The sequence below is a fragment of the Halomonas halodenitrificans DSM 735 genome (assembly GCF_000620045.1).
Lineage (GTDB): Bacteria > Pseudomonadota > Gammaproteobacteria > Pseudomonadales > Halomonadaceae > Halomonas > Halomonas halodenitrificans.
The window spans coordinates 255953-281579 of sequence record NZ_JHVH01000003.1; the positions used below are offsets into that span (position 1 = coordinate 255953).

The window sequence follows — 25627 nt, forward strand, 5'->3', positions numbered from 1 at the left end:
ATCCTCGGATATACGGTGTCGCAGGGCGCGTATCATAGCACTCGCCCACCCCTCGGGGTCAGACCCCACCCCTTGGGGTCAGACCCCGCCCCTTGGGGTCAGACCCCCGCCTCTTGGAGTCATCTCCGGCGTCGGGGCATCACTTCGCCAGGGCTTCCAGCAGCGCATCCAGGCGAGGCGTTGTCAGGCCGCGGTGCCTGGCAGCCTCGCATAGCGGGCCGAGGATGGCGGCATGTTCGGTGGGGCGGCCCGCCAATACGTCTTGAAGCATCGAGGCGCGGTTGTCGGCGGTGGCCTCCACGACCTTCCAGACCAGGGCGCGCCAGCCCTCGAGTCCCGAGCCCGCCGGCGGGGCGATGCCCTCGGCCTGCATCACCGTCGCGACCTCGCCGATCACCGCCTCTACCTCGTCACGGAAAGGGGCGTCGCGCAGCTCGCCGTTGCGTATCCGGTGATGGGCGACCAGCGGGTTGATCGCGGCATTGATGGCCAGCTTGTGCCATAGCCGCCGCCGAATATCGGGCACCGCCCGGGCCGACAGGCCGGCGGCATTCAGCTGGCGGGCCATGGCCCGGGAGAGGGCGTCATGGTCGCCATCCAGTGAGCCGATGGCGGTATCGCCATGTCCGGCGTGGACCACTCGGTCGTCCGCGGCGACATAGGCCCCCTCGGTGGTCGTGGCGCATAGCACCGGGCCACCGTGGCGCGCGCCAAGGAGGGGCTGGGTGTGAAAGCCATTCTGCCACAGCACCAGCGGGGTGCCCGCCGGAAGCCCCGCCGCCACGGCCCCGTAGGCGGCCTCGGCGGCGTAGGCCTTGGTGGTCAGATGGAGGACATCCGGCACCTCGGGGGGCGGCGTGGTCCGGGTGACCACCTCCAGGCTCAGGGCCTCGCCCTGTGGCGTCATCAGCGTCTGATGAGTAGGCAGCGGGCGGCGACCCATCAAGGTTACGCTATGGCCATTCTGCGCCAGGCGTAGGGCCAGCAGCCTGCCGATGGCCCCGGGGCCCACGATCCAGTGTCTTGCATACGCCATCAGCGACTCTCCTTGCGGCGTGGGGCGCGACGCTTGCTGCCGGTGGTCGCGCGTTTGGGGCCGCGGCGGCGAGAGGTGCGGCCGGGCGGCTGGGCCTCGACGCCCTCGGCGCCATGCAGCGCTTGACGCAGGCGACCGGCGTCGGCGGCGGCGAGCAGCGTGCGCAGGTCGGCCACCAGTGACGCGAGGAAGGGGGCGGGCGGGGCGTCGTCTTCGGCAATGGCCCCCAGTCGCTGCTCCCAGAGCGCGGTGCGCTCGGGGCGGCTCACGGCCTCCGGCAGCGAGGCGATCAGCGCACTGCCCAGGCGGGTGGCGCGCAGCGCCTTGCCCTGGCGCACGAGGTATCCGCGGTCTATCAGGGTCTCGAGGATGCTGGCGCGGGTGGCCTCGGTACCCAGGCCATCATGGTCTCGCAGCGTGCGCTTGACGGCGGGGTCGTCCACATAGCGCCCGATGTTCATCATCGCCTTGATCAGGCTGGCATCGTTGAAGGGCTCCGGGGGGCGAGTCTCCCGGTCTTCCACGCCGACATCCTCAACGCGACAGCCTTCGCCCTCGCTGAGCGGCGGTAGCGGCGGTGCGTCATCGCGGGTCGTAAACAGCGGCTTCCAGCCGGGGTCGAGGATTTCCTGGCCCCGGGCGCGGAAGCTCTCGTCGAGGATGGAAAACGCGGCCTTCACGTCGCGAGTGGCCAGCGGTGGATAGAACTGGGCGAGCACGTTGCGGGCGATCAGCCGGAAGACGTTGGCTTCGGTGGCGGTGAGGCGTGCGGTATCGGCGGGCCGCCCGGTGGGTGCCAGGGCGTGGTGGGCGCCGACCTTGCCATCATTCCACGCCCGGGAGCGGCGCGCGAAGTCGGCGCCGGCCAGCCAGCCGCGCAGGGTGTCGTCGTCACGGCAGGCGCTCTCCAGTGTGCCGCGGGCGGCGGCGAAATGCTCCTCGGGCAGGTAGCGGCAGTCGGAGCGCGGATAGGTGATCAGCTGATGGCGCTCATAGAGGGCCTGGCAGGTATCCAGGACGACCTTGGCGGAGATGCCGTAGCGCCTGGCGGCGTCGACCTGCAGCGCCGATAGCGAATAGGGAAGCGGGGCGGCCTGGCGCTTCTCCTGGGTCTCCAGGGCGACCAGTCGGCCGTCTGCCCCCGGCAGGCGTTCGGCCAGGTCGGCCGCGGGTTGGCGGTTCAGCAGGCGCCCCTGGTCATCCAGCGGATGCCCTTCACCGGGGGCCCACCAGGCGCGCAGCTGGCCGCCTGCCACCCGGAGGTCGGCCCACAGCACGAAGAAGGGCCTGGGCTCGAAATGGCGAATGTCCGCGTCGCGGCGCACCACCAGGCCCAGCACCGGGGTCTGAACGCGGCCCACCGAGAGCACGCCGTCATGGCCCGCCTGCCGGCCGGTCAGCGTCCAGGCCCGGGTCAGGTTGATGCCATACAGCCAGTCGGCCCGGGAACGTGATTCGGCAGCACGATAGAGTGGCTGGTGGTGCCGGTTGTCCTCCAGGCGGGATAGCGCCCGCTGCACGGCCGGACGGTTAAGGTCGCTGATCAACAGTCGCGATACCTCGCCTTTCCAGCCGAGGTATTCGATGACCTCCTGCACCAGCAGCTGCCCCTCGCGGTCGGGGTCGCCGGCATGCACCACCTCCCTGGCGGCCTTGAGCAGCTTGCGAATCGTGGCCAGCTGGCCGCGGGCCTTGGGGCGCGGCGTGAGCTTCCAGCGGTCCGGCAGGATCGGGAGGGTATCCAGCCGCCACTGCTTGAGGGCCGGGTCATAGGCATCGGGGGGCGCCTGCTCCAGCAGGTGGCCCAGGCACCAGGTCACGGTGGTATCGCCCACGGCGATCGCCCCCTCCTGCTTGCGGGGCGCGCCGGGCAGGGCGTCGGCGATGGCTCGTGCCAGGCTTGGCTTCTCGGCGATGATCAGGCGCATGGCGGCCTCGGTGGCGATCAAATATGGAGATTCTTCCAGTATTCGCACCGAATGGCCAGGGTGTTGCATTCGTATAGTGGTGTACAATTGCTGTAATACTTTTCTTCCGGAGGCCAGGAATGCGCGAGAGGGGCAGGACGCGGCGCCTGATGGGGTTGGGGGCGCGTACCGGCGGGGCACTGCTACGCACTCGCCTGGGTGGCCAGGCGGATTGGCGGGCGCTGGGAGAGGCCTTGTTCGAGGGACTCTCGGAGCTGAAGGGGCCCGCGATGAAGCTGGCACAGATCATGTCTCAATGGGATGACCTGCTGCCCCCGGACCTTGCGGAAGAGTTGGCCAGGCTGCAGCGCCAGGCCGAGCCGATGCCCTGGGCATCGATTCGCCGCACCCTGGATGAGCACTATGGCGACATCGATACCGTGTTTCGTGAGATAGAGACACGTCCCTTTGCCAGCGCCTCCATGGGCCAGGTGCATCGTGGCGTGACGCTCGAGGGCGAGACGCTGGTGTTGAAGGTGCAGTATCCGGGGCTTGCCGAGGTGCTGGAGGGGGATCTGGCCCAGGTCAGGCGGCTGATGCGGCTGGGTCGTTGGTTCAAGGTGCCTCAGGCGCGACTCGATGCGCTGTTCGAGGAACTGGCGACGAGTCTGCGCGGCGAGCTGGATTATCATGCCGAGGCCGAGGCGCTGGCACGCTATCGGCAGCGTTACGCCGACTGGCCCGAAGTGGTGATTCCTGAACCACTGCCGGATTACTCCGGGGCCCGGGTGCTGGCCATGCGTTATGTGCCGGGGACGCCGCTGCGGGATCTGGAGGCCACCGATGACAACCGGCGCCAGCGCATTGCGGCCTCTCTTGCCGACTGGCTCACCGAGGAGCTCTTCACCCATGGCGAGCTGCATGCCGACCCCCATGCCGGCAACTTCGCCGACGATCAGGGGCGGTTGGTCATCTACGACCTGGGAGCGGTGATCCCGGTGCCCGAGGCGCGGCTCAAGGCGATGCTGCGCCTGCTTGACGCCACCCTGGGCGGGGATCCCATGGCCATGGATGCCGCGCTGCTCGAGCTCGGCGGTCGCCAGGGGCAGGGCGCGCCGCTGTCGCTGTATCGCGAGTCTGCTGAGGCGGTGTCGGCGCTCTTCGCTCCCGGCGAACAGGATTTCGGCGATGTGCGCGTTCATCGTCGCCTGCGCGAACTCTCGCCCAGGGTATGGGCGGCCATGGACCGGCTGCAGCCGCCCGCCGACACTCTCCTGCTGTCACGGACCCTCAACGGCCACTACTGGAACCTGGTGCGCCTCGGCGCCCGGCTCGACATGCAGGCCCGCACCGCACCGCTGTTGGCCTGGGCGCGTCAGCCGGGGTGACAACACTGTTCCCCGACGTGGCGTCGGAAAAGCCTCGAGCGGGGCGGCTGCCCAGGTAGGTGCCGGCGGCTGCCAAGCCCCCCGGCGGACTGATAGACTGTGTCGTTTTCCGGACGGTGGAGTGCGCAATGCTGGCGGTATGGGTGGAACAGCTGCTGGGATTTGCCTCGGGAGCGCTCAAGGCGATTCGCCAGGATGAGCGCTATCCGACGTTGATGGCCTGGGCGCGAGAAGAGGGTCCGGGTCTGCTGAACGGCAATTTGCCACTGGCTCAGGCGTTGGCGCCGGAGCTGTGGTCACAGACGCCGCTGGCGCGCCTGGAGTTCCGCTGCGAGCCGCTGGCGCGCCCCGGCCGCAACGAGCCCTGCTGGTGCGACTCCGGTCGCAAGACCAAGCACTGCTGTGGCGCGGTGACCCTGCCCGGTGCGGTGCCGGACCACCTGATGTGGATGCTCTCCCTGCAGGACTGGAAGGGCGGGACCCTCAAGGACGCCCTGGCCTGCGGTCGTGCCCCGGCCCAGGCGCTCCTCGAGGCCGGACTGATCTCCGCCGAGACCGGCCAGCGGGGGCGCGCTCAGCAGATCCTCGAGTCGCTGTTTGAACGCGGTGACTGGTCGCAGCTCCCCGAGCAGGCCGAGCCGGCCTTCGAAATCCTGATCGACCTCTATCAGGAGCGTGGCTTCCATCGCAAACGCGAGCGTCTACTCGATGCGGTTCTCGAGCATGGCCCGCTGTTTCTGCGTGGCGTGGCATTGGAGCGCCTGTGCCTGATGCATCTCGACAATGATGACCTGGACAGCGCCCGTGCCGCCTTCGTCCGTGCCCAGCAGGCGCTGCCGGACTCGCCCACCCTGGCCTATATCGAAGCCATGCTGCTGCTCCACGAGGGGCACGAGCAGGAGGCCGCCGAGCGGGCACGCTTCTGGTTCCGGCGCCTGGCCCGCCAGGGAGACCTGGATCCGGATCAACTCCAGTTCCTCGCCGATCTGGCCGACAATCCCGGTGCCACCCTGGCCGAACAGCTGCTCAATGCCGAGGAGGATCTGGCCGAGCCGCTGGCGTCCCTGCAGGCGCTTCTCGAGGAGCTCCCCGTGGCACCTTGCCTGACCGTATCAGCGACGTCGGAAGGGCATTTCGAATATCACACCACCGCCCGGGAGGACACCCTGCATGCCGCCTGGCGTCGAGTCTTTCCCGTCACCGCCGTTTCCGATTCCCCGCTGGGGCTCGACGATGATCCCTGGCCGGGGGCCGCGGAGTGGCTTCCCGAGCTGTGCAGCCAGCCGGAGTGGCTGGATGCACCGGCGGTGGTGCAGGAGCTGGCGCTGGCATTGACCTCGCGGTTTGGCAGCCTGCCGTGGATGGCCCCCAGCCTGTTTGTGCCGCTGGCCAGCCGACTGGAGCGCTGGCTGGAGCAGGTGGCCGCCACCGGGCCGGGCACCCTGGCCTGGGAAGACGCCGACAACGCCCTGCTGCTGCGCACGGGGCTGGCCCTGGTGGTAGGCATGGAGCGCGGGGCCCGCGAGCACTCCCGGCGGCTAGCCGAGAGCCTGCTGGCGCTGGACCGTCATGACAGCCTCGGGTTACGGGAGCTGGTGCTCGACCAGCTGCTGCGCGACGACCGCGACGAGGAAGCGCTGGCGCTCAGCGAGCCGCCTGGGGAAGACGCCGCCGAAGAGCCGGTGCTGGGTGTGCTGATGGGGCGTGCCCTGGCGCTATACCGCCTCGACCGGGTGGAAGACGCCGAGCAGGCACTGGCCGGGAGTCACGACCACAACGCCTACGCCCTGAGCCTGATGTGCGGTGACAACCCGTCGCCGGTGCCGGGAGGCGATGATGCCCCCGTCGAACCGGGCACCCGGGCCGAGGCCTGGCAGTATCGTACCCTGATGCGCGACCAGTGGCGGGGTACGCCGGGGGCGTTGGAGTGGCTCAAGGAGTGGTTGGGGCGGCGCTGAACCGCCCCCGCAGGCCTGATCGGCTTACGATGTCGCCGGGGCGGGCACCAGCTCGCGATCGCGGCTGATCCAGATGGCCAGCAGCACCGCCGGGATGCCCATGACGGCCGAGATCAGGAAGAAGGTCGCGTAGCCCTCGACCTCGACCACCAGCCCGCCGAAGCCGCTGAGGAACTTGCCCGGCAGGGTCATCAGCGACGAGAACAGCGCATACTGTGTCGCGGTGTAGGCCCGCGACGTCAGGCTGGACAGGAAGGCGATGAATACCGCGCTGGCCAGGCCATTGGCCAGGTTGTCGCCGATGATGGCCATGACCAGCATGGGCAGGCTCTGACCGTTCAGCGCCAGGGCGGTAAAGAGCAGGTTGGTCAGCGCCGCCGCCGACGCACCCAGCACCAGGATGGGCCCGATGCCGTAGCGGGCCACCAGCAGCCCCCCCAGCATGCCACCGCCGATGCTCATGGCGATGCCGAACATGTTCGTGATGTTGGCAATGGTGGCGAGGGAAAAGCCCAGGTCGATGTATAACGGGTTGGCCATGGAGGCCATGGCCAGGTCGCTGATGCGAAAGACCGCCACGAAGGCCAGCAGCCACAGGGCCTTGTGCCCATAGCGAGTGAAGAAGTCGGTGAAGGGGCAGACAATGGCGCCGATGACCCAGGCGCCCAGGCGCCGCAGGGGCTTGGGCCTGCCGCGGCTGGCCCTCAGGAAGGCCCGCACGCGGGGCTCGTGTATCAGCTGGGTGGTCAGCGAGAGTCGCTGCGGCTCGGGGCGCACCAGCACCGTGATCACGCCGATGCCCACCAGCGCGGCCATGGTCAGATAGGCGGCCTCCCAGGATAGCCAGGAGGCGACGTAGAGGGCGCCGGCGCCGGCCGCCAGCAGCCCCCCGCGGTAGCCGATGATATAGGTGGAGGCCATCGCGGCCTGGATGTCCTCGGGAGCCGATTCGATGCGGAAGGCATCGATGGCGATATCCTGGGTAGCGCTGCCGAAGGCGACCAGCAGGGCGAAGGCGGCCACCAGCGGCAGGTGTCCCACCGGGTCCACCCCGGCGAGTCCCACCAGGCCGGCCATGATCATCGCCTGAGCCAGCAGCATCCAGCCACGGCGCTGGCCGAGGCGCCGGGTCAGTAGCGGAAGCGGCAGGCGGTCCACCACCGGGGCCCAGAAGAACTTGATCGAATAGAGCATGCCGATCCAGGCGAAGAAACCGATCGCGGCCACCTCGACGCCGTCGCTGCGCAGCCAGGCCGAGAGCGTCGAGAACACCAGCAGAAAGGGCAGGCCGGCGGAGAACCCCAGGAACAGCATGGTAATGACGGGAGCACGCAGGTAGATCGCCAGGGCGTCTCGCCAGCTTCTCCGGACAGTTGGCCTCGGCATGGGGCTCTCCTTGCAACGGTGTTAGAATCCTTGCCTTTAATCGCCGGGCACGCGGCTCGCGAGTCGGGTCGTACAGGGCAGCGGACGATTGTTGCAGAGCCCCGGCAGTGATACCAGCATCAGCCCGATGGGAGCCTTATGAAGGAAAGCGATACGATCCCCCATGATGACGATGCGGCCGTGCCGCGCTGGTATGTGATCCAGTGCAAGGGAGGCGAGTCCTTTCGCGCCACCGAGAACCTGGTCAACCAGGACTACGAGGTGTTTCATCCGGTGCTCGAGGTGCAGAAGAAGCGTCGAGGCAAGCTCACCTGGGTGACCGAACCGCTGTTTCCGTCCTACCTGTTTATTCGCCTCGACCGGCTGGTGAGCAACTGGCGCCCGATTCGGTCGACCCGTGGCGTGTTAAGGCTGGTCAGCTTTGGCGATACGCCGATCGCCGTGGATAACGACCTGGTGGCGACCCTGCGTGACAAGGGCAGCGAGCGCGACCAGGATGCGAACCTCTACTTTCAGGCCGGCGAGACGGTGCAGATTACCGAGGGCCCCTTCAAGGAGTTGCAGGCGGTCTTCGAGAGCCACAAGGGCGAGGAGCGTGCCATCGTGCTGCTCAACATGTTGCATCGCCAGCAGCGCCTGGTGATGCCGGTCTCCCGCCTGCGGCGAAGCTAGGCCGCGGTTACTTCTCTCTTTCCTTATCACGCTATATCTCTTACCCAGGAGAGCATCATGACTATCGCCCCCCAGCGCGTCGTTACGCTCCACTATGTCCTCAGCGACGCCGACGGCGGGGTCCTCGATGACTCCCGCGCCCGCCAGCAACCACTCGAGTATCTCCATGGCCATCGCAACATCGTCGCCGGCCTGGAGCGCGCCCTGGATGGCCGGGAGGCGGGGGCGCAGCTGACCGTGACCCTGATGCCCGCCGAGGCCTATGGCCTGCGCGATGAGGCCCTCGAGCGCCAGGTGGGGCGAGACGCCTTTCCGGTTCCCGAGCTGTCGCCGGGCATGCGTTTCCAGACGCCCGGCGATGATGGCCCCGAGATCGTGACTATTCGGGAGGTGCGCGGCGACAGCGTGCTGATTGACACCAATCATCCCCTGGCCGGCCATACCCTGCGTTACGCCCTGGAGGTTCTGTCGGTACGCGATGCCAGCCGTGCCGAGCTCGCCAAGGGCCATCCGCTTCCCCCGGATACCGACCACTCCCAGGTCGAGGACAAGAAGTTGCCCTGAAAGAGGGTTGTCTAAAAGTTGATCTGAATCAATTGAGCCGTCCCTCGCCTGAGGCTCCGGGGCGTAACTTGACACAGGTCAGGTTTCTCCCCGACCTCCCGGTCTAGAGTGTACTCAACACATCACGACGGGGAGGACGCCACCATGTATCTAGATGACGCCGTAATTTTCGGGTTGGTCACCGTCGCGATGATGATCGCCTTCATGGGCGGCTGGATTGCCTTCATCGTGCGGGACCACCGCAAGAAGCGCTGAATCCATCCGCGACACGAGTCGTCAGGGGAGGGGGGACTGTCCCCCCAGTAGGCCGACCTTCACGGGTCGGCCTTTTTTTTTATGCTGGCGCATTGTCTGGGGGTGGGCGAAACGCCCGGCCGACATGATCCAGGGATCATGCCCGGCGCCCCCAGGGCAGGCCCTCGCTCAGGGCCTGCTCGTAAACCGCGGCGAAGTTCGCCTTCAGCTCCTCCATCAGCCTGCGCACGCGCAGGAGTTGATACCGGTGTGGGGGGCACACCAGCGATAGCTGCGTGGTGTCGGACCACTGAGGCAACACTTCCACCAAATCGCCCCTGGCGATATCGGCCTGCACATACACATCGGCGAGCCGGGTGACGCCAAGCCCGGCGAGCGCGGCCTGGCGCATGGCACGCCCACTGACGATTCTGACACCGTTTTTCGCACGCACCAGGTGTTGCTCCGCCTCCCGAACCAGCAGCCAATGATCCACGCTGCCGTAGATCAGCGGCAGGTCCTTGAGGTCGGCGGGTGTTTCGATACGCCCGTGTTGTCGCAAAAACTGCGGGCTGGCCACGTATCGCGTCGTGACCCGGTGCAGGCCACGTGCCACCAGTGTCGAGTCGGCCAGTTCCCCCATTCGAATGACCAGGTCGTAGGGGCTGGTCAGCAGGTCGACACGCAAGCTGGAAAAATCCAGTTCGATTTCGACGTCCGGGTGATCGCGCTGAAACTTGAACACCAGCGGCGCAATCAGCTCTTCGCCAATCAGGCCGCCGACGGCATTCATGCGGATGACCCCTTTCAGCTCGTTGGTCGACTGCACCGCCCATTCGGCGGCGGAATCCAGCTGACGAAACGCCAGCTGGCTGCGCTCCCGGTAGCCCTCGCCGATCGTCGTCAGCCGCAGGCGACGAGTGGTTCGATGGAGTAGCTGTACCCCCAGGGCCCCCTCGAGTTGGGTCACCTGCTGACTGAGGTTGGCCTTCGATTGACCTGATGCGCTAGAGGCCGCGGTAAAGCTGCCATGTTCGGCAACCAGCAGGAAGGCACGCACCCAGCGCCAGGAGATATTGTTCATAAAAAATGAACAGCCTTTTTGAAATGTACCTATTTTTCATATTACTGCTTGTGCCTAAACTGCGCCTGCTTTTTCGGTGAGTGGCCGGCCATTCCGGCGGCACGACCAACAGGACACGACCAACAGGAGAAACACATGACGAAACCACTGGTGATCATTACCGGCGCATCATCCGGCATCGGCGCGGCCATCGCGCAGCGCTTCTCGCAGGCGGGTCATCCCCTGCTGCTGGTGGCCCGCCGCCTGGAAAGGGTCGAAGCGCTCGGCCTGCCCAACGCGCTGTGCCGCGGGGTCGACGTGACCGATGCCCAGGCGTTTCGCGCCGCCATCGAGGAGGCCGAGGCCGCCTATGGCCCTGCCGACCTCTTGATCAACAACGCCGGGGTGATGTTGCTGGGTCAGCTCGACACCCAGGACCCGGCGGAATGGCAGCGCATGTTCGACGTGAACGTGCTGGCCCTGCTCAACGCGATGCAGGCGGTATTGGCCGATATGAAAGCCCGTGGCCGGGGGACGATCCTCAACATCAGCTCCGTCGCGGGCAAGAAGAGCTTTCCCAACCACGCCGCCTATGTGGGTAGCAAGTTCGCCGTGAGCTCGATTACCGAGAACGTGCGCGAGGAGGTCGCGGACAGCAATGTGCGAATAATGGCCATCCATCCCGGTGCGGTCGATACCGAGCTGATCGGTCATACGACGAACCCGGATATCGTCAATGGCTATGAGGAATGGAAGGCGTCGATGGGCGGCGTGCTGGCTGCCGATGACATCGCCCGGGCGGCAACCTTCATGTACGAACAGCCACAGGGCGTGAACATTCGCGACATTACCCTCGCCCCCACCCGTCAGCCTGCCTGATGGGGAGTCCGGCGCCGGGCGTCTAGTTGTCGCGATTCGGCAACGCCGATGGAATAAATCGACAACATCTCGCCGGCGGCGGCATTTCGGCTTCCCGGTTGTTAACATGAACACTGTTCGTTAATGACCCCATGGGATGCGCCGAAGGAGGCTGCCATGTCACATCACGATCATGAGATAGATGCCGTCGAGCAGCATCGCCAGCGGCGTCGACGGCTACTCGCCACCCTGGGGGCAGGGCTGGCGGGTGCCTATGTGGCCCCTACATTGTTCAGCGTCGGCCAGGCCCAGGCCGGGCACCGTCATTCGCACCCCAGCCGCTCTCGGCCCAGTTGGTCTCGTCCGAGCCACTCACGGCCGAGTCGGCACGATGGCGCCCACCGGGGGCACAAGCGGGCCCGCCATAAGCATCACCATGATCATTATCATCGCGATGATCGCCGCCACTCGCATCGCGAGTACGAGCGGGATCGACGCCGCCTGCGTGATTATCGCGAAGACCCGGTGACGATCATCGAAGATATCATCCTTGGCCGACCCGAACAGCGCTGAAGATGACAGAGAATCTTGATATATCCCTGTCGGGGCTGGGGCGTTGCCTGCGTGTGCATCAGGCGCCCGAAGTCGTCGAGGCCCTGAGTCAGGCGATGCCGCATTGGCCGATCTCCGTGACCCATGCCCGGGGGCTGGCGCCCGCCATACGCCTGGGACGATGCCCCGGCGGCTATCTGCAGCGCTCGCCCAGGCTGCCTCGGGGCCTCGAGCTGGCGACGCCGGCCGAGGCCGCATGTAGCCTGATCGCGGATCTCGGCGGTGACTTCCTCGACCACGAGGCGTCGCTGCTGGGGCTGCACTGTGCTTCTGTCGAGGTAGGGGGACGCCTGGCGCTGTTTCCCGAGAGCCATCGGGCCGGCAAGAGCACGCTGGCGGTGGCCTTCGCCGCGGCCGGCTATCGAGTGTTCGGAGACGATGTGCTGGGCCTGACGCACGAGGGAGATGGCGTCGCACTGGGCATGGCACCCAGGCTGCGTCTGCCACTTCCCGAGGGCTTCTCCCCCGAGCTGGTCGACTATGCCGAGGCCCATGCCGGCCCCGAGGACGAGCGCTACCGTTTCGTCTTGCCACCGGGTCAAGGCCTGGCTCGACATGGCGAGCGGTGCCCGGTAGGGGCGCTGGTGCTGCTCGAGCGGGATGACCGGTTGAGCCGTCCCGAGATCGTTCGGCTCCTTCCCGGAGAGGGCCTGCTGCAACTGCTCTCACAGAATTTCGCCTACCAGGCCAGGCCCGAGAAATTGCTGGCGCATCTGCATCCCCTGATGGCGCGTGTGCCCTGTCTGCTTTTGCGCTATGCCGAGCCCCTGGTCGCCGCGCGTCATCTGGGCACCGCTCTCGAGGAATATAGGGCCGAAGGCGGTGGCAAGGAGGGCGACAGCGGCGGGGCGGCCTCGCCTTACAGGCGGCACGGCGGTGGGAATGAATCCAGGGGCAGCGGCCCGGTTCCGGCGCAGTGGCGCTGGGTGGCAAGTCGGGAGGCGCGAACCTATCCGCTTGAAGAGGAGCTGTTCCTGATTCAGCCCGGCAGTGGGGCGATACATCGCCTGAACGCGACGGGGGAGGCGATCTGGCGCTTGTTGAGCCAGGAGTCGCTTAGCGGGCAGGAGCTGGGGGAGCTCCTGGCGGAGTACTTCGATCGGCCCGCCGAGTCGGTCGTCGCGGATGTCTGCGAATGGCTTGCAGGCCTTGCCGAGACCGGCCTGGTATCCCGCCGCGACCAGGATTGACGCCGGCTGTCGAGGCGACCGGCCCGCTGCCAGGGCAGCGGGCCGGCGGCGTGGTCTTAGCCCAGCTTGATCTGCTGGCGCAGGAAATCGAGGATGTCCCCGGCGGGTACCATGGTGGCATCGCTGTCGCGGCGCCCCTTGTACTCCAGCTCTCCCTTGTCCAGGCCGCGGTCGCCGACCACCAGGCGGTGGGGCAGGCCCATCAGTTCGTGGTCGGCAAACTTCACGCCGGGGCGCAGGTCGCGGTCATCCAGCAGGACGTCGAAACCGGCGGCGGTCAGCTCGGTGTAGAGCTTCTCCGACTCCTCGCGCACGCGCTGAGACTTGTGAGCATTCATGGGCACCAGCGCGATATGGAAGGGCGCAATGGCATCCGGCCAGATGATGCCGGCATCGTCATGGTTCTGCTCGATGGCGGCGGCCACCACCCGGGTGACCCCGATGCCATAGCAGCCCATCCAGGGATGGAGGGTGCGGCCCTCGTCGCCCAGCACGCTGGCGTTCATGGCCTCGGAGTATTTCTGCCCCAGCTGGAAGACATGACCGACCTCGATGCCCCGCTTGATGGCCAGTACGCCCTTGCCGTCCGGGGAGGGGTCGCCCTCGACCACGTTACGAATATCGGCCACCTGGGGCAGGGCCACGTCGCGCTCCCAGTTGATGCCGAAGTAGTGCTTGTCGTCGACGTTGGCGCCGGCACCGAAGTCGCTCATCAGCGCCACGCTGCGGTCAATGATGATCGGCATGTCGAGGTTGACCGGTCCCAGGGAGCCGGGGCCGGCCCCCACGACGGCCCGAATCTCGGCTTCGCTGGCCATGGTCAGGGGGGCCGCCACCTCGGGCAGGTTCTCGGCCTTTACCTCGTTGAGCTCGTGGTCGCCGCGCACCAGCAGGGCGATCAGGCCACCGTCGGCGGCGTGAACCATCAGGGTCTTGATCGTCTTGTCGATGGGCAGGCCATGCCGTTCCACCAGGGTCGCGATGGTCCTGGTATCCGGCGTATCGACCAGGCGTAGCGCCTCGCCGGGGGCGGCGCGTTGAATATCACTGCCCAGCGGCGCCGGCAGCGCCTCCGCCTTTTCCATGTTGGCGGCGTAGTCGGAGTCGTTGGAGAAGACGATATCGTCCTCGCCGGACTCGGCCAGCACGTGGAACTCGTGGGAGCCGGTGCCGCCGATGGAGCCGTTGTCGGCGATCACCGGCCGGAAATTCAGGCCCAGGCGGGTGAAGATCCGTGTATAGGCGTCGTACATCACCTGGTAGGTCGCCTTGAGGGAGTCTTCATCGACATGGAAGGAGTAGGCATCCTTCATGAGGAATTCCCGGGAGCGCATCACACCGAAGCGTGGGCGAATCTCGTCGCGGAACTTGGTCTGGATCTGATAGAAGTTGGCCGGCAGCTGCTTGTAGCTGGCGATCTCCTTGCGGACCAGGTCGGTGATCACTTCCTCGTGGGTGGGGCCCACGCAGTAGTCGCGGTCATGGCGGTCCTTCAGGCGTAGAAGCTCCGGGCCGTACTCCTCCCAGCGGCCCGATTCCTGCCACAGCTCGGCGGGCTGCACGGCCGGCATCAGCACCTCCTGGCCGCCGGCGCGGTCCATCTCCTCACGCACGATGCGCTCGACCTTGCGCAGGGTCTTCACGCCCAGCGGCAGCCAGGTGTACAGGCCGGAGGTGAGGCGCCGGATCATGCCCGAGCGCAGCATCAGCTGGTGGCTGATGACTTCCGCATCGGCGGGGGTTTCCTTCAGGGTGGCGATCAGTATCTGGGTGGCGCGCATGGGTCCGGCGTGTCCTCGGTAGTCGAAGGGGATAGCCGCAAGGGCGGCGATAATGGTGACATTGTACGGCCAAGCCACGGGCGCGGCAAAAGCCGGGTCGGGACAGGTCGTGACGAGACAAACTATGACTAAGGTCAAATTGAATATGCTTATCTCTAGCGTGCTAAATAGGGGCGTGAAATGATCATGGCATGATGCAAATTGATGGCCTCACCGCCGTCCGGGAAAGGAGACGATATTGGACAAGTGCGACACAAGCTCGGTCGAGGCGCGCTGCCGCCTTGCAGGCTGGCAGGACAAGCTGCGCTCCGCGGAGCAGGCCGCGGCGCTGATCGAGGACGGCATGACGGTGGGGATGAGTGGTTTTACTCGGGCCGGGGAGGCCAAGGAAGTGCCCCGTGCCCTGGCCGAACGGGCCGCGGGGGATCCCTTCTCGATCACCCTGATGACCGGCGCCTCGCTGGGCAATGATCTGGATCGGTTGCTGACCGATGCCAAGGTGCTGTCGCGGCGCATGCCCTTTCAGGTCGACGCCACCCTGCGCCGAGCCATCAATGCCGGAGAGGTGATGTTCATCGATCAGCACCTCTCCGAGACCGTGGAGCTGTTGCGTAACCGCCAGCTGGCCGAGATCGACGTGGCCGTGGTGGAGGCCTGTGCCATCACCGAAGAGGGCGGTATCGTGCCTACCTCCTCGGTGGGCAACTCGGCCAGCTATGCCATCCTCGCCGACAAGGTGATCATCGAGCTCAATCTCGATGCTCCTGCCGAGCTCGAGGGGCTTCATGATATCTATATCCCGCAGATGCGACCCACGCGACCTCCCATCCCCGTGGTGGCGCCGGACTCGCGTATCGGCACGCCCTACATACCCATCGACCCGGAGAAGATCGCTGCCATCGTGGTGACCCGGGGCAAGGACAGTCCCTCCACGGTGCTGCCGCCGGATGTGGATACGCAGAAGATCGCCGATCACCTGATCGCCTTCTTCGCAGGGGAAGTGCAGGTCGGTCGTCTGACGCCCTCGCTGCTGCCCCTTCAGGCGGGTATCGGCACCATGGCCAACGCGGTAATGAGCGGGCTTGCCGAGGGGCCCTTCGAGCACCTGACCATGTATTCCGAGGTATTGCAGGATTCCACCTTCGATCTGCTGGACGCCGGCAAGCTCGATTTTGCGTCCGGCTGTTCCATTACGCTTTCGCAAGCGTATGGCGAGCGGATCTGGCCCCACCTGGATCGCTATCGTGACCGCCTGGTCCTGCGTCCTCAGGAGCTTTCCAACCATCCGGGTATCGTGCGCCGCCTGGGCATCATCGCCGTCAATACCGCGCTCGAAGTGGATATCTACGGCAACGTCAACTCCACTCATGTGGGGGGCACGAAGATGATGAACGGCATCGGTGGCTCAGGCGACTTCGCCCGCAACGCCCAGCTTTCGATCTTTGTGACCAAATCGGTGGCCAAGGAGGGAGACCTCTCCAGCGTGGTGCCCTTTGTCAGCCATGTGGACCATACCGAGCACGACGTGGATGTGCTGGTCACCGAGCATGGTCTGGCCGACCTGCGTGGCCTGGCCCCCAGGGAGCGCGCGGTCAGCGTGATCGAGCACTGCGCCGATCCGCTGTATCGCCCGGCGCTGCGGCGTTACTTCGAGGAAGCCTGTCGGCGCGGTGGCCATACGCCACACTGCCTGGAGCAGGCGCTGTCATGGCATATGGCCGTGGAGCGTGATGGCCATATGCGCAGCCTTCAGGAGGAGGCCGGCGCCCTGAGTGCCTGACTGGCGATAGCGGTGGTCCCGGTACCCTCTTCAGTGAGAGCCCGGGGTCTCGGCGATGGCGGTGATCTCAATGCCATCGTCGAGTCGCACTCCCTAGGTCGGGCTGGATAGCAGAAGTCGCAGCGTCAGGCCCAGCACCAGAGTCGTGGCAACGCTGACCAGGGTGCCCAGCAGCACGTATTCGGTCAGCTTGCGATCCCCCGCCTCACGCAGGTCGCCGTAGCGCAATACCGACTTGGCCGCGAGCAGAAAGCCCACGGCGGCGAGCTGATCGAGCAGCACCAGGGAGAGCACCAGCAGGCGCTCGAGCATGCCGATGTGTGCCCCGGCCTGGTCCAGCGTGCCCGACGCCTCGACCTGGCGGCTCCAGGGTGTCAACACCATGGCGATGGCAAACGACAGGGGGCGCGTCACGATCAGGTAGGCCGCCGCCACGCCCAGCACTTCGGGCGAGAGCAGCCAGGCACCGAGGGCCTCCAGTGGCGCCATGCTGCCGAGCCAGGCCAGCCAGATCAGGGTGAGCGCGCCCAGGTGCAGCGCCTGATCGAGCAGGAACCAGCGTAAGGTGCCGGGTAGCCGGGCCTTCAACAGATCGATTAACCAGTGGCTGATGCCTGCCCCCAAGGCGCCGACGAGTACTCCTGCCGGCCCCGGCGAGTCGGGCAGCAACAGGGTCGCGACAAGCAGCACCAGGACGGTGAGCCCCCCATGCACGGCACTGTGATAGTAGAGGTGGCGTGAGCGGTGGCGTAGCCGAAAACGCTCTTCGACCCAGTGACGTGGCTGCAGCAGGAAATCGCCGACCAGATGGGCGAGCACCAGGCCCAGCAGCAGCGAGAGTTCGTGCGACGTCATGGTCAGCCAGCGTCCTTGTCGGCCAGGCGGGTCTCGAGATAGGCGAGGGTATCGCTGAGCAGCGGCCAACGTGCCGCCTTCAGGCGGTTGTAAACGCTGGGTTGGCTGATGCCGAGACGCGTCGCCATGGCTTGCTGGGACAGGGCCCGCTCGAGGCTCAACTCGACCACCTCGGCCGAATAGGTGGACCAGCCAGCGAGCAGGTCATCGAGGAAGCGCATCAGCAGCGCCAGGCTGCCATCGTCAGAGTCGTCGAGCAGTGTCAGCGCAAGATGCTCGTCGCCCTCTCCCAGACGATCCAGACGGCGCCCCGAGGCGACGAAGGGGGCGTCATCGGCCTCGGCGATGCGCAGGTCGGTGTGCCATCTGGCCGGCCCCACGGCCACCGCGATACGGGCATCCCAACGTTGATCGGGTTCGGAGTGCTGGATCAGCGACGTACGCAGGGCGATGGCCGCCGTCATGGCATGCCGTGCCTGGGGCAGGGCGACCTGGAAACCATCGCCGCGAAAGCGCTCGGCATGACCCTGCTGGTGTCCTGCCAGGCGTTGCAGGCTGTCGTCCAGGAGGCGATAGAGGCGACGGCGGTCGCTCACCTTGCGTGAGTCGACCACGTCGCCGGTGAGTACGGCGATGCGTTGGGTCGGGGCGGTTTTCTCGAGCACGCAGATACTCCTTGAGTCTGCGTCTCAGTATAGCCTTCTGTGGCTATGTCGCCAATTTATAGCCCAAAAAGGCTATTAAATAGTTTTATAGCGCTTTAGGGCTATTTGGCCAGCTCTCGCATGGCGTCCTCCAGTCCCTCGAGGGTCATGGGATACATGCGATCCTCGATCAGCTGGCGGATCAGCTGGGTGGAGTGGGTATAGTCCCAGGCCCGGCGGGGCATGGGATTGAGCCACGCCAGCCGCGGGAACTTGTCGACCACGCGCTTGAGCCACACCGCGCCGGCCTCGTCGTTGAAGTGCTCCACGCTGCCCCCGGGATGGGTGATCTCGTAGGGTGACATGGCGGCATCGCCGACGATCACCACCTGGTAGTCATCGCCATAGGTGTGCAGCAGATCCAGGGTCGGGATGCGCTCGGCATGGCGCCGGGTCTGGGAGCCGGCATTGCTGCGCCACACCCCCTCGTAGAGGCAGTTATGGAAGTAATAGGCCTCCAGGTGCTTGAATTCCGAGCGTGCCGCCGAGAACAGTTCCTCGCAGGTGCGGATGTGGTCATCCATGGAACCGCCCACGTCGAGCAGCAGCAGCACCTTGACCGCGTTATGTCGCTCGGGGCGCATCTGCACGTTGAGAAGGCCGGCATCCCGAGCGGTTTCGCGTATGGTGGCGTCGACGTCGAATGTGTCGGCGGCCCCCTGGCGCGCGAACTTCCTCAGCCGACGCAGCGCCATCTTGGTGTTGCGTGTGCCCAGCTCCAGGGAGTCGTCGTAGTCGCGGAAGCGTCGCTCGTCCCACACCTTCACCGCGCGGCGGTGACGGGAGCCATCCTGGCCGATGCGTATCCCCTCCGGGTTATACCCGTAGGCGCCGAAGGGGCTGGTGCCGCCGGTGCCGATCCACTTGTTGCCGCCGGCATGGCGTTCACCCTGTTCCTCCAGGCGCTTCTTGAAGGTCTCGATCAGCTGCTCCAGGCCGCCCAGGGACTCGATCTGCGCCTTCTCTTCGTCGGAGAGCTGCTTCTCGAACTCGCGGCGCAGCCAGTCATCGGGAATCAGCGCCTCGACGGCGGCGTCGATGTTTTCCAGGCCGTCAAACCAGGCGGCAAAGGCGCGATCGAAGCGGTCGAAGTGGCGCTCGTCCTTGACCATCACGGTACGGGCGGTCTGATAGAACGTTTCCATGTCGGCGAATACCACGCCTCGCTCCACCACCGCATGGAGGTCGAGTAGTTCGCGCAAGGATACCGGTACGCCGGCGCGCTTGAGGGTCTCGAACAGGCCGATAAACATGGTTCAGCGCCTCTGGTTGCCCTGGCGGCGCATCATGAAGGCCAGCCGCTCGAGTAACTGGGTATCCTGTTCGTTCTTCACCAGGGCGCCCGCCAGGGGAGGAATCGCCTTGACCGGGTCGCGCTGATAGAGCGACTCGCGGGCCAGCTCATCGCTCATCAGCAGCTTCAGCCAGTCGACCAGTTCCGAGGTGGAGGGCTTCTTCTTGAGGCCCGGGGCCTCGCGCAGGTCGAAGAACACTTCCAGTGCCTCGCTGACCAGCTTCGGCGCGATATCCGGAAAGTGCACGTCGATGATCGACTGCATGGTGTCGCGGTCGGGAAATTCGATGTAGTGGAAGAAGCAGCGGCGCAGGAAGGCGTCGGGTAGCTCCTTCTCGTTATTGGAGGTAATGACGATGATCGGACGGTGGCGAGCGGCAACGGTCTCGCCGGTCTCGTAGACATGGAATTCCATGCGATCCAGCTCCTGGAGCAGGTCGTTGGGGAATTCGATATCCGCCTTGTCGATCTCGTCGATCAGCAGTACCACCCGCCTGTCGGCGGTAAAGGCGTCCCACAGCTTGCCGGGCTTGATGTAGTTGGCGACATTCTCCACGCCCTCGACGCCCAGCTGGGAGTCGCGCAGCCGGCTTACCGCATCGTACTCGTAGAGGCCCTGGGCGGCCTTGGTAGACGACTTGATGTGCCAGGTGTGCAGCTCGGTGCCCAGCGACGCCGCCAGCTCTTCGGCCAGCAGGGTCTTGCCGGTGCCGGGCTCGCCCTTGATCAGCAAGGGGCGCTCCAGGGTGACGGCCGCGTTGACCGCCTGCCTGAGGGCATCGGTCGCCACGTAGGTGGAAGTGGAATCAAACGCCATGAGTCGTGCCTCGACTGGTTGCCGGAGAATAATGGAATCAAACAAGTGTACGGAAGGGCCGGGGCGGGGACAAATATCGCCCTACCGCCGTCATGCGACGCTTGATAGCCTTGTCCCGGTGCCTGGACCACACTGGCCTCGGACCCGCCGGACAAAGGAGTCGAACATGCGCTTGAGAATACTCTCCGACCTGCACCTCGAATGCTTCGCTGAAGGCCGAGAGTTGCCGGAGGTGGACTGCGACGCGGTAATTCTCGCCGGGGATATCTCGCGCAAGACCCGTGGGCTCGAGTGGGCGGCAAGGCGTTTCGCCGGTATGCCGATACTCTATGTTCCCGGCAACCACGAGTTCTACCGAACCCGCATGCCGGTGCTGCGTCGGGAGCTGGCCGACGAGGCCGGTCGGCTTGGCATTCACCTGCTGGACAACCGTTCGCTGACCCTGGGCGGTGTGCGTTTTCATGGCACGACACTATGGACCGATTTCGATCTCTACGCCGAGAACCCGGATCACGACCCGGCGCTCACCGAGGAGCGAGTGCTCGCCTTCATGCCGGACTTTCAAATCGTCGAACAGCCGGAGGGCGTCGTCTTCACGCCGGCGGAGAGTCGTCGCCTGCATGCCGAGGCGCTGAACTGGCTGGAAGCCGAGCTTGCAGCGCCATTCAACGGGCCTCGGGTCGTGATCAGCCACCATGCGCCGCTGGCCGAGTGCATTCCGCCGAGCTACCGGGGGGACGCGGCCTCGCCGGCCTTTGCGTCCCACCTGCCGCAGCTGATGGGACGCATGGATCTATGGATACACGGCCACGTTCATGAGCCGGTCGATATGGAGCGCGATGGTACGCGGGTGATCGCCAACCCAGGCGGCTACCCGGAGGAGTTCGACCCGCCGCGCTTCGTTCCCGACCTGATCGTCGAGCTGCCGGCTTGATGAGGCCGCTGGGCAACGGGTGGAGCCGTTTCAGCCAATCGGAGGCTTACCCGCGCTCGGCGGCGAAGGTGTCATAGGCTTCCAGTGCCTGAGCACCGGTAGTGAAGGAAGGGCCACCACCCATGTAGGTCGCCACCCCGATGGTTTCCATGACCTCGTCACGGGTGGCGCCGAGCTCGGCCGCCGCCTTGGCGTGGAAGGCGATGCACCCCTCGCAGCGGATGCTGATGCCGATGGCCAGAGCCATCAGTTCCTTGTGCTTGTGGGAGAGGGCGCCGTCGACGTTGGCACCCTTGGCCATCTGGGTGAAACCCTTGGCGACATCGGGTACGCCCTTGCCAACCTCCTGCATCAACGCGGAGAGATCCTGTGTGGCCTTCTTCCAATCCTTGTACATGGTGTCGGTTCTCGAGTAGAAGTTACTGTAAGAAAACTAGCGTGTGATAGCACATCTACTATGGTCCAACCAAGGGAATCGTGTCGCGGGGCAGGATGTCGCACCCGACCAGGACTATTAGTAATTCGGCCATCATCACCCTGGATTATCGCCGGCACATCATGGCTTATAAACGATTAACCGAATTGAGAGCTTTCCAGTTCCAGGGCGTCGAGAATCTCGGGCACGACCCGTAACTCCACCAACAGTTTCTCGACTCGATCGCGATTCTTGAGCGACTTGAACACGCTGCCGCCTTCGAAGCGGTTCTCGCCGGTACGTATCGAAATCAGCATCTGTTGATCCACGAAGGCGACGGAGACGGTATTGGTCAGGGATTTCAGCTTCTGGAACAGCGGAGACTGTTCAATCTCGGAGACTTCCTCGGGAAGTTTGGGAGTGTGGCTGAAGTGCGCGGTCAGATGCTCCAGCCGGTTCATGAAGGCGGGGGTAAGCAGGGAACGAGCCTGCGTGGGATCGCTGGAGTAAATGTGCAGGCCCTGAGAAAACCCCGAGCCCTCCAGATGAACGCTCTCCATCGAGGTGCCATCGAGTGTCGTTTTCGGCATGGGATCCGCGGCATTCAGCAAACGGGTTTCACCGCTGAAAGGGTGGGGAAACTCGGTGATGAAGAGTATCCCTCGAAAGAGAATATTGGTCTTTTTGGAGTCATTGTCATCATCATTCTTACGCTGTCGCTTGTCCTTGATTTCCACCTCGCACAGCCGGAATGGAACACCGTTATGGGTGCCCCTGATTTCATCTTCGGTGCGTGTGCGGGTCTTGTATTCACGCCTGCGGAGCAGCCTCAAGTCATAAAATCGATGGAGGGGAAAGTCCGCTGCTGACGGCGAGTACTCGTAGCCGAGAAAGTGACAGGTCGGCTCGACCAGTGCCGCCTTCGCGAGCCGACGCATGTGTTGATAGGTGAGCACGATGCCCCAGGCGGGGAGGGCGGCCACCGCAACGCCGATGAGGAGGACCAGCGTGTTGTCGATGTTCCGGTCGCTGAACCACATCATTGCCATCAGATCCAGCAGGATGGCGGCGCAGAGCAGCGCCATCCGCCACATGGCGGCACGGCGCTGGCCTTCGGCTCGGTCCAGCTCGGGGCCGATAACGGTGTGGTAATGCTCATCAAACCCTTCCGGCAACTCACTGGCCGGAGTGGTATCCCCTCTAGCAGCCATGATCATGCTCCCCCTGATTACCGATTGGCGACCGCGAGGGTGTCGTTGGTGAACCCGCGTCGGTCGACTTGAGGGTAGACAAGGCAAGCGAGGAAAAAACCGTTCAAACAGACAGGAGTGACACGCGAAACGGCTCACTGCCGCCCAAACTGCAGCTCCGCCAGGCGGCGGTACAGGGCGCTGGAGGCCATCAGCTCGGCGTGGGTGCCGGTGGCCACCAGGCGGCCCTGGTCCAGTATCAGCAGCCGGTCGGCGGCCACCACGGTGGCCAGGCGGTGGGCGACCACGAGGCTGGTGCGATGCCTCATCAGCTGGTCCAGGGCCTGCTGTACCAGCTGTTCGCTCTTGGCATCCAGGGCGCTGGTCGCCTCGTCCAGCAAGAGCACGGCGGGGTCCTTGAGCAGCGCGCGGGCAATGGCCAGGCGCTGGCGCTGGCCGCCGGAAAGTTGCACGCCGCCGGGGCCCAGCGAGGTCTCGAAGCCGTCCGGGAGGGCCTCGATAAAGGCCAGGGCGTTGGCCGACTCGGCGGCCCGGCGCAGCGCCTCGGGCGTGGCCTCCGGGTCTCCGTAGCGCAGGTTATCGGCCAAGCTGCCGGTAAACAGCACCGGTTCCTGGGCCACCAGGCCTAGCGCCGCGCGCAGCTCATCCGGGGCCAGGTGGCGCAGGTCGATGCCGTCGAGGCGCAGGACGCCAGTGTCGGGGTCGTGAAAACGCAGCAGCAGGGCGATCAGGGTGCTCTTGCCGGCGCCGGAAGGGCCGACCAGTGCCACCCGCTCGCCGGGGTGAATGGTCAGGTCGAAGGCCTCAAGCGCCGGGGCCTGGCGGCCCGGATAGGTGAAGCTCACGCCCTCCAGGCGGATCTCGCCGGCGAGCGGCCGGGGCAGGGGTGTCGGGCGGGCCGGCGACGCGATGCTGGGGCGGGTATCGAGCAGCTCCAGCAGGCGTTCGGCGGCCCCCGCGGCCCGCTGGACATCGCCGGCCACTTCGGCAAGGGTGGCCACGGCACCGGCGGCCAGCACGGCATAGAAGACGAAGGCCGAGAGTTCGCCGGCGCTCATCTCGCCGGCGAGTACCGCCTGTCCCCCGTGCCAGAGCATGATGCCCACCGCCGCGAAGACCACCAGCATGGCGATGCCGGTCAGCCAGGCGCGTTGGCGGGTGCGCTCGATGGCGCTGGTAAAGGCGTCCTCGACGCGCCGGGCATAGCCGCGCCGCTCGCCGCGTTCGTGGGTGAAGGCCTGGATGGTGCGGATGCCGGAGAGCGCCTCGCCGGCATAGCGGCCGAGTTCCGCCACGCGGTCCTGGCTCGCCCGTGAAAGCCCACGCACCCGCCTGCCGAACCACAGGATGGGCAGTATCGTTGCCGGGATGCCCAGCAGCACGATGGCCGACAGCCAGGGCTGGGTCACCAGCATCAGCATGACGGCGCCGATCAGCATCAAGAGGTTGCGCAGGGCCAGGGAGACCGAGGAGCCGAACAGGCTCTGCAACACGCTGGTGTCGGCGGTGAGCCGCGAGGTGATCTCCCCGGCGGCCCGGTCCGGTGCCTGGGCGCTCTCGAAGAAGCCGGGCTCCAGGGTCAGCAGGTGGTCGAAGACCCGCCGACGCAGATCGGCGGCCAGCCGTTCGCCGATCCAGGTCACCAGGTAATAGCGCAGCGCCGAGGCCATCGCCAGCACGGTGACCACGGCGAGCATCATGACCAGGCCTCGCCTCAGGGCGGCGATATCGGCATCCATGAAGCCGCGGTCGATGACCAGGCGCAACCCCTGGCCCAGCAGCAGTACGCTGCCCGAGGCCATCAGCAGCGCCAGGGCGGCCAGCGTCAGGCGCCATCGGTAGGGCGCCAGCAGGTTCAGCAGGCGCAGCAGCACGCGGGGATCGGGACGCGACGACATCTCGGCCTCCTTAGTCCTGCCCCTTGAGCTGTTCCTTGAGCTGCTTGGGCACCTGCTTGATGATCAGCCGGTCGCTCGCCGCGTCGTACTCGACGCCGGAGCCCAGCAGGTGGGAGTCGAAGCTGATCGACACGCCGCCGGCGCGCCCGGTAAAGCGCTTGAACCGGTTCAGGGTCTTGCGGTCCGGCGGAATCTCCGGGGAGAGGCCGTAGTCCGCGTCGCGGATATGCTCGTAGAAGGCCTTGGGCTGCTGCTCGTCGAGCAGCCCCGAGAGTTCCTCCAGGGTGATCGGCTCGCCGCGACTGGCCTGTTCGCTGGCATAGTCCACCAGCGTCTCGGTCTTTTCGCGGCTGGCCTCCTCCGGGAGGTCCTCCTTCTCCACGTAGTCGCTGAAGGCCTTGAGCAGGGTGCGTGTTTCCCCCGGGGCATCGACGCCTTCCTCGGCACCGAGCAGCGCCGCGAAGCCTTCGGCCAGCGCCTTGCCGCCGCGCTCGCGGGTCCAGGAAAGGTATTGCCGGGAATCACCGGTCTGCCACTGGCCGATATCGAGGCGGGCGGCCAGGCTCATCTGGGTCAGGTTAAGCTGGCGCGCCGGGACCGGCCGCAGGTCCTCGCCGATGGCAAATCCCTCGCGATGATGCAGCAGGGCCAGGGTCAGGAAACGAGCATCGCCGAAGCGAGTGTCCAGCACCATCAGGTCGCCGGAGACGGAGAGGTGCGCATCCAGCAGCGTGGCGAGGCGTTCGGCGATGCCGCGCGTCAGGGCGACGAAGTCGCGCTGCTCCGCGAGATAGGCGGTGATCTCCGAGGCCAGTGCCGAGGCCTCGGCAGCATCCTCCCGGTCGTCCTGTGCGAAGTGGCCCCAGGCCTTTTTCTTGGCGTGGTAGGCGCGGGTCAGGCCCTCGAGCATGGCCTCCAGGGCGTCGGAGGCGGGCAGGGACTGGCTAGCCGGCAGCAGGCGTGCCGGGGCGTCACCGGTCTTCTCGATGCGATGCACGATGGCATTGAGGATGGGCATGGGGCCTCCCGCGATGATGAACGAGGCCACGCATGATACCCGCCGTCGCCTC

23 protein-coding genes are annotated in these 25627 nt (G+C 65.9%); 10 read left to right on the forward strand and 13 right to left on the reverse strand.

Going from position 1 to position 25627, the window contains the following annotated elements:
- Nucleotides 1-139: 139 nt before the first annotated feature.
- Both Q358_RS0104810 and Q358_RS0104815 read right to left on the reverse strand, forming a co-directional pair.
- Nucleotides 140-1036, reverse strand: a complete 897-nt coding sequence (locus Q358_RS0104810) for a ketopantoate reductase family protein (RefSeq protein WP_027961015.1) — start codon at nucleotides 1034-1036, stop codon at nucleotides 140-142.
- Nucleotides 1036-2964: a DNA topoisomerase III gene (locus Q358_RS0104815; protein WP_027961016.1), complete on the reverse strand. Its 1929-nt coding sequence runs from the start codon at nucleotides 2962-2964 to the stop codon at nucleotides 1036-1038. The genes Q358_RS0104810 and Q358_RS0104815 overlap by 1 nt, the downstream gene beginning before the upstream one ends.
- A 119-nt stretch (nucleotides 2965-3083) precedes the next feature.
- On the opposite strand from Q358_RS0104815, the gene Q358_RS0104820 reads away from it, so the two are divergent.
- Together Q358_RS0104820 and Q358_RS0104825 are read left to right on the forward strand one after the other, a co-directional pair.
- Nucleotides 3084-4331 (forward strand): ABC1 kinase family protein, encoded by a 1248-nt coding sequence (locus tag Q358_RS0104820; RefSeq protein ID WP_027961017.1) that lies wholly within the window; start codon nucleotides 3084-3086, stop codon nucleotides 4329-4331.
- 128 nt (nucleotides 4332-4459) lie between these two features.
- Nucleotides 4460-6289 carry an SEC-C domain-containing protein gene (locus Q358_RS0104825; protein WP_043487644.1) on the forward strand — a complete coding sequence of 610 codons (1830 nt, stop codon included), beginning with the start codon at nucleotides 4460-4462 and terminating at the stop codon, nucleotides 6287-6289.
- A gap of 24 nt (nucleotides 6290-6313) precedes the next feature.
- Here the strand turns inward: Q358_RS0104825 and Q358_RS0104830 are convergent, their stop codons facing one another.
- Nucleotides 6314-7675, reverse strand: a complete 1362-nt coding sequence (locus Q358_RS0104830) for an AmpG family muropeptide MFS transporter (RefSeq protein ID WP_027961019.1) — start codon at nucleotides 7673-7675, stop codon at nucleotides 6314-6316.
- Nucleotides 7676-7813: 138 nt separating this feature from the next.
- On the opposite strand from Q358_RS0104830, the gene rfaH reads away from it, so the two are divergent.
- The 3 genes from rfaH to ccoM all read left to right on the forward strand — a co-directional run bounded on the left by rfaH (nucleotide 7814) and on the right by ccoM (nucleotide 9166).
- Entirely contained in the window at nucleotides 7814-8347 is a 534-nt protein-coding gene (gene rfaH, locus Q358_RS0104835) for a transcription/translation regulatory transformer protein RfaH (RefSeq protein WP_027961020.1), read from the forward strand.
- A gap of 57 nt (nucleotides 8348-8404) precedes the next feature.
- Complete coding sequence (locus Q358_RS0104840) at nucleotides 8405-8911, forward strand: FKBP-type peptidyl-prolyl cis-trans isomerase (protein ID WP_027961021.1); 507 nt, start codon at nucleotides 8405-8407, stop codon at nucleotides 8909-8911.
- A 144-nt stretch (nucleotides 8912-9055) separates the two neighbouring features.
- Complete coding sequence (gene ccoM, locus Q358_RS19030) at nucleotides 9056-9166, forward strand: cytochrome c oxidase subunit CcoM (protein WP_281172958.1); 111 nt, start codon at nucleotides 9056-9058, stop codon at nucleotides 9164-9166.
- 136 nt (nucleotides 9167-9302) lie between these two features.
- Here the strand turns inward: ccoM and Q358_RS0104850 are convergent, their stop codons facing one another.
- Nucleotides 9303-10229 (reverse strand): LysR family transcriptional regulator, encoded by a 927-nt coding sequence (locus Q358_RS0104850; protein WP_027961022.1) that lies wholly within the window; start codon nucleotides 10227-10229, stop codon nucleotides 9303-9305.
- A 135-nt stretch (nucleotides 10230-10364) separates the two neighbouring features.
- Between Q358_RS0104850 and Q358_RS0104855 the strand changes: the two genes are divergently transcribed.
- From Q358_RS0104855 to Q358_RS16575, 3 genes are all read left to right on the forward strand, one after another.
- Nucleotides 10365-11087, forward strand: coding sequence for an SDR family oxidoreductase (locus Q358_RS0104855; protein ID WP_027961023.1), 723 nt, complete (start codon nucleotides 10365-10367; stop codon nucleotides 11085-11087).
- A gap of 156 nt (nucleotides 11088-11243) precedes the next feature.
- Nucleotides 11244-11639, forward strand: a complete 396-nt coding sequence (locus Q358_RS17910; protein ID WP_051530177.1) for a hypothetical protein — start codon at nucleotides 11244-11246, stop codon at nucleotides 11637-11639.
- A 2-nt stretch (nucleotides 11640-11641) separates the two neighbouring features.
- Nucleotides 11642-12868, forward strand: a complete 1227-nt coding sequence (locus Q358_RS16575; RefSeq protein ID WP_043487648.1) for a PqqD family protein — start codon at nucleotides 11642-11644, stop codon at nucleotides 12866-12868.
- Nucleotides 12869-12924: 56 nt separating this feature from the next.
- Here Q358_RS16575 and Q358_RS0104870 read toward each other — a convergent pair whose 3' ends face one another.
- Entirely contained in the window at nucleotides 12925-14649 is a 1725-nt protein-coding gene (locus Q358_RS0104870; RefSeq protein ID WP_027961024.1) for a proline--tRNA ligase, read from the reverse strand.
- A 238-nt stretch (nucleotides 14650-14887) separates the two neighbouring features.
- Here Q358_RS0104870 and scpC point away from each other — a divergent pair, with 238 nt between their 5' ends.
- Complete coding sequence (gene scpC / locus Q358_RS0104875) at nucleotides 14888-16429, forward strand: succinyl-CoA:acetate CoA-transferase ScpC (protein WP_027961025.1); 1542 nt, start codon at nucleotides 14888-14890, stop codon at nucleotides 16427-16429.
- A gap of 93 nt (nucleotides 16430-16522) precedes the next feature.
- Here the strand turns inward: scpC and Q358_RS0104880 are convergent, their stop codons facing one another.
- The 4 genes from Q358_RS0104880 to Q358_RS0104895 all read right to left on the reverse strand — a co-directional run bounded on the left by Q358_RS0104880 (nucleotide 16523) and on the right by Q358_RS0104895 (nucleotide 20099).
- Nucleotides 16523-17284: a DUF3307 domain-containing protein gene (locus Q358_RS0104880; protein ID WP_027961026.1), complete on the reverse strand. Its 762-nt coding sequence runs from the start codon at nucleotides 17282-17284 to the stop codon at nucleotides 16523-16525.
- A gap of 2 nt (nucleotides 17285-17286) precedes the next feature.
- Nucleotides 17287-17949 (reverse strand): hypothetical protein, encoded by a 663-nt coding sequence (locus Q358_RS0104885; RefSeq protein WP_027961027.1) that lies wholly within the window; start codon nucleotides 17947-17949, stop codon nucleotides 17287-17289.
- A gap of 101 nt (nucleotides 17950-18050) precedes the next feature.
- Entirely contained in the window at nucleotides 18051-19241 is a 1191-nt protein-coding gene (locus tag Q358_RS0104890) for a vWA domain-containing protein (RefSeq protein ID WP_027961028.1), read from the reverse strand.
- 3 nt (nucleotides 19242-19244) lie between these two features.
- Nucleotides 19245-20099 carry an AAA family ATPase gene (locus Q358_RS0104895; RefSeq protein ID WP_027961029.1) on the reverse strand — a complete coding sequence of 285 codons (855 nt, stop codon included), beginning with the start codon at nucleotides 20097-20099 and terminating at the stop codon, nucleotides 19245-19247.
- 166 nt (nucleotides 20100-20265) lie between these two features.
- On the opposite strand from Q358_RS0104895, the gene Q358_RS0104900 reads away from it, so the two are divergent.
- Nucleotides 20266-21033: a metallophosphoesterase gene (locus Q358_RS0104900; RefSeq protein WP_027961030.1), complete on the forward strand. Its 768-nt coding sequence runs from the start codon at nucleotides 20266-20268 to the stop codon at nucleotides 21031-21033.
- A 46-nt stretch (nucleotides 21034-21079) separates the two neighbouring features.
- On the opposite strand, the gene Q358_RS0104905 is transcribed toward Q358_RS0104900, so the two are convergent.
- The 4 genes from Q358_RS0104905 to Q358_RS0104920 form a co-directional block, all read right to left on the reverse strand.
- Complete coding sequence (locus Q358_RS0104905) at nucleotides 21080-21430, reverse strand: carboxymuconolactone decarboxylase family protein (RefSeq protein ID WP_027961031.1); 351 nt, start codon at nucleotides 21428-21430, stop codon at nucleotides 21080-21082.
- Between the two features lie 176 nt (nucleotides 21431-21606).
- Nucleotides 21607-22659: a DUF3137 domain-containing protein gene (locus tag Q358_RS0104910; RefSeq protein ID WP_027961032.1), complete on the reverse strand. Its 1053-nt coding sequence runs from the start codon at nucleotides 22657-22659 to the stop codon at nucleotides 21607-21609.
- A gap of 134 nt (nucleotides 22660-22793) precedes the next feature.
- Nucleotides 22794-24557: an ABC transporter transmembrane domain-containing protein gene (locus tag Q358_RS0104915; protein ID WP_027961033.1), complete on the reverse strand. Its 1764-nt coding sequence runs from the start codon at nucleotides 24555-24557 to the stop codon at nucleotides 22794-22796.
- Nucleotides 24558-24567: 10 nt separating this feature from the next.
- Entirely contained in the window at nucleotides 24568-25575 is a 1008-nt protein-coding gene (locus tag Q358_RS0104920; protein WP_027961034.1) for a nucleoid-associated protein, read from the reverse strand.
- Nucleotides 25576-25627 lie beyond the last annotated feature (52 nt).

What these genes read in the sequence shown, in the direction of transcription:
- Q358_RS0104825 (WP_043487644.1), top strand. Translation starts at nt 4,460, where the DNA reads ATGCTGGCGGTATGGGTGGAACAGCTGCTGGGATTTGCCTCGGGAGCG.
- Q358_RS0104855 (WP_027961023.1), top strand. Translation starts at nt 10,365, where the DNA reads ATGACGAAACCACTGGTGATCATTACCGGCGCATCATCCGGCATCGGC.
- Q358_RS0104815 (WP_027961016.1), bottom strand. Translation starts at nt 2,964, where the DNA reads ATGCGCCTGATCATCGCCGAGAAGCCAAGCCTGGCACGAGCCATCGCC.
- Q358_RS0104880 (WP_027961026.1), bottom strand. Translation starts at nt 17,284, where the DNA reads ATGACGTCGCACGAACTCTCGCTGCTGCTGGGCCTGGTGCTCGCCCAT.
- Q358_RS0104820 (WP_027961017.1), top strand. Translation starts at nt 3,084, where the DNA reads ATGCGCGAGAGGGGCAGGACGCGGCGCCTGATGGGGTTGGGGGCGCGT.
- Q358_RS0104920 (WP_027961034.1), bottom strand. Translation starts at nt 25,575, where the DNA reads ATGCCCATCCTCAATGCCATCGTGCATCGCATCGAGAAGACCGGTGAC.
- Q358_RS0104810 (WP_027961015.1), bottom strand. Translation starts at nt 1,036, where the DNA reads ATGGCGTATGCAAGACACTGGATCGTGGGCCCCGGGGCCATCGGCAGG.
- rfaH (WP_027961020.1), top strand. Translation starts at nt 7,814, where the DNA reads ATGAAGGAAAGCGATACGATCCCCCATGATGACGATGCGGCCGTGCCG.
- Q358_RS0104915 (WP_027961033.1), bottom strand. Translation starts at nt 24,557, where the DNA reads ATGTCGTCGCGTCCCGATCCCCGCGTGCTGCTGCGCCTGCTGAACCTG.
- Q358_RS16575 (WP_043487648.1), top strand. Translation starts at nt 11,642, where the DNA reads ATGACAGAGAATCTTGATATATCCCTGTCGGGGCTGGGGCGTTGCCTG.
- Q358_RS0104870 (WP_027961024.1), bottom strand. Translation starts at nt 14,649, where the DNA reads ATGCGCGCCACCCAGATACTGATCGCCACCCTGAAGGAAACCCCCGCC.
- Q358_RS0104900 (WP_027961030.1), top strand. Translation starts at nt 20,266, where the DNA reads ATGCGCTTGAGAATACTCTCCGACCTGCACCTCGAATGCTTCGCTGAA.
- Q358_RS0104895 (WP_027961029.1), bottom strand. Translation starts at nt 20,099, where the DNA reads ATGGCGTTTGATTCCACTTCCACCTACGTGGCGACCGATGCCCTCAGG.
- Q358_RS0104850 (WP_027961022.1), bottom strand. Translation starts at nt 10,229, where the DNA reads ATGAACAATATCTCCTGGCGCTGGGTGCGTGCCTTCCTGCTGGTTGCC.
- Q358_RS0104830 (WP_027961019.1), bottom strand. Translation starts at nt 7,675, where the DNA reads ATGCCGAGGCCAACTGTCCGGAGAAGCTGGCGAGACGCCCTGGCGATC.
- Q358_RS0104910 (WP_027961032.1), bottom strand. Translation starts at nt 22,659, where the DNA reads ATGGCTGCTAGAGGGGATACCACTCCGGCCAGTGAGTTGCCGGAAGGG.
- Q358_RS0104890 (WP_027961028.1), bottom strand. Translation starts at nt 19,241, where the DNA reads ATGTTTATCGGCCTGTTCGAGACCCTCAAGCGCGCCGGCGTACCGGTA.
- Q358_RS0104905 (WP_027961031.1), bottom strand. Translation starts at nt 21,430, where the DNA reads ATGTACAAGGATTGGAAGAAGGCCACACAGGATCTCTCCGCGTTGATG.
- ccoM (WP_281172958.1), top strand. Translation starts at nt 9,056, where the DNA reads ATGTATCTAGATGACGCCGTAATTTTCGGGTTGGTCACCGTCGCGATG.
- Q358_RS0104840 (WP_027961021.1), top strand. Translation starts at nt 8,405, where the DNA reads ATGACTATCGCCCCCCAGCGCGTCGTTACGCTCCACTATGTCCTCAGC.
- Q358_RS17910 (WP_051530177.1), top strand. Translation starts at nt 11,244, where the DNA reads ATGTCACATCACGATCATGAGATAGATGCCGTCGAGCAGCATCGCCAG.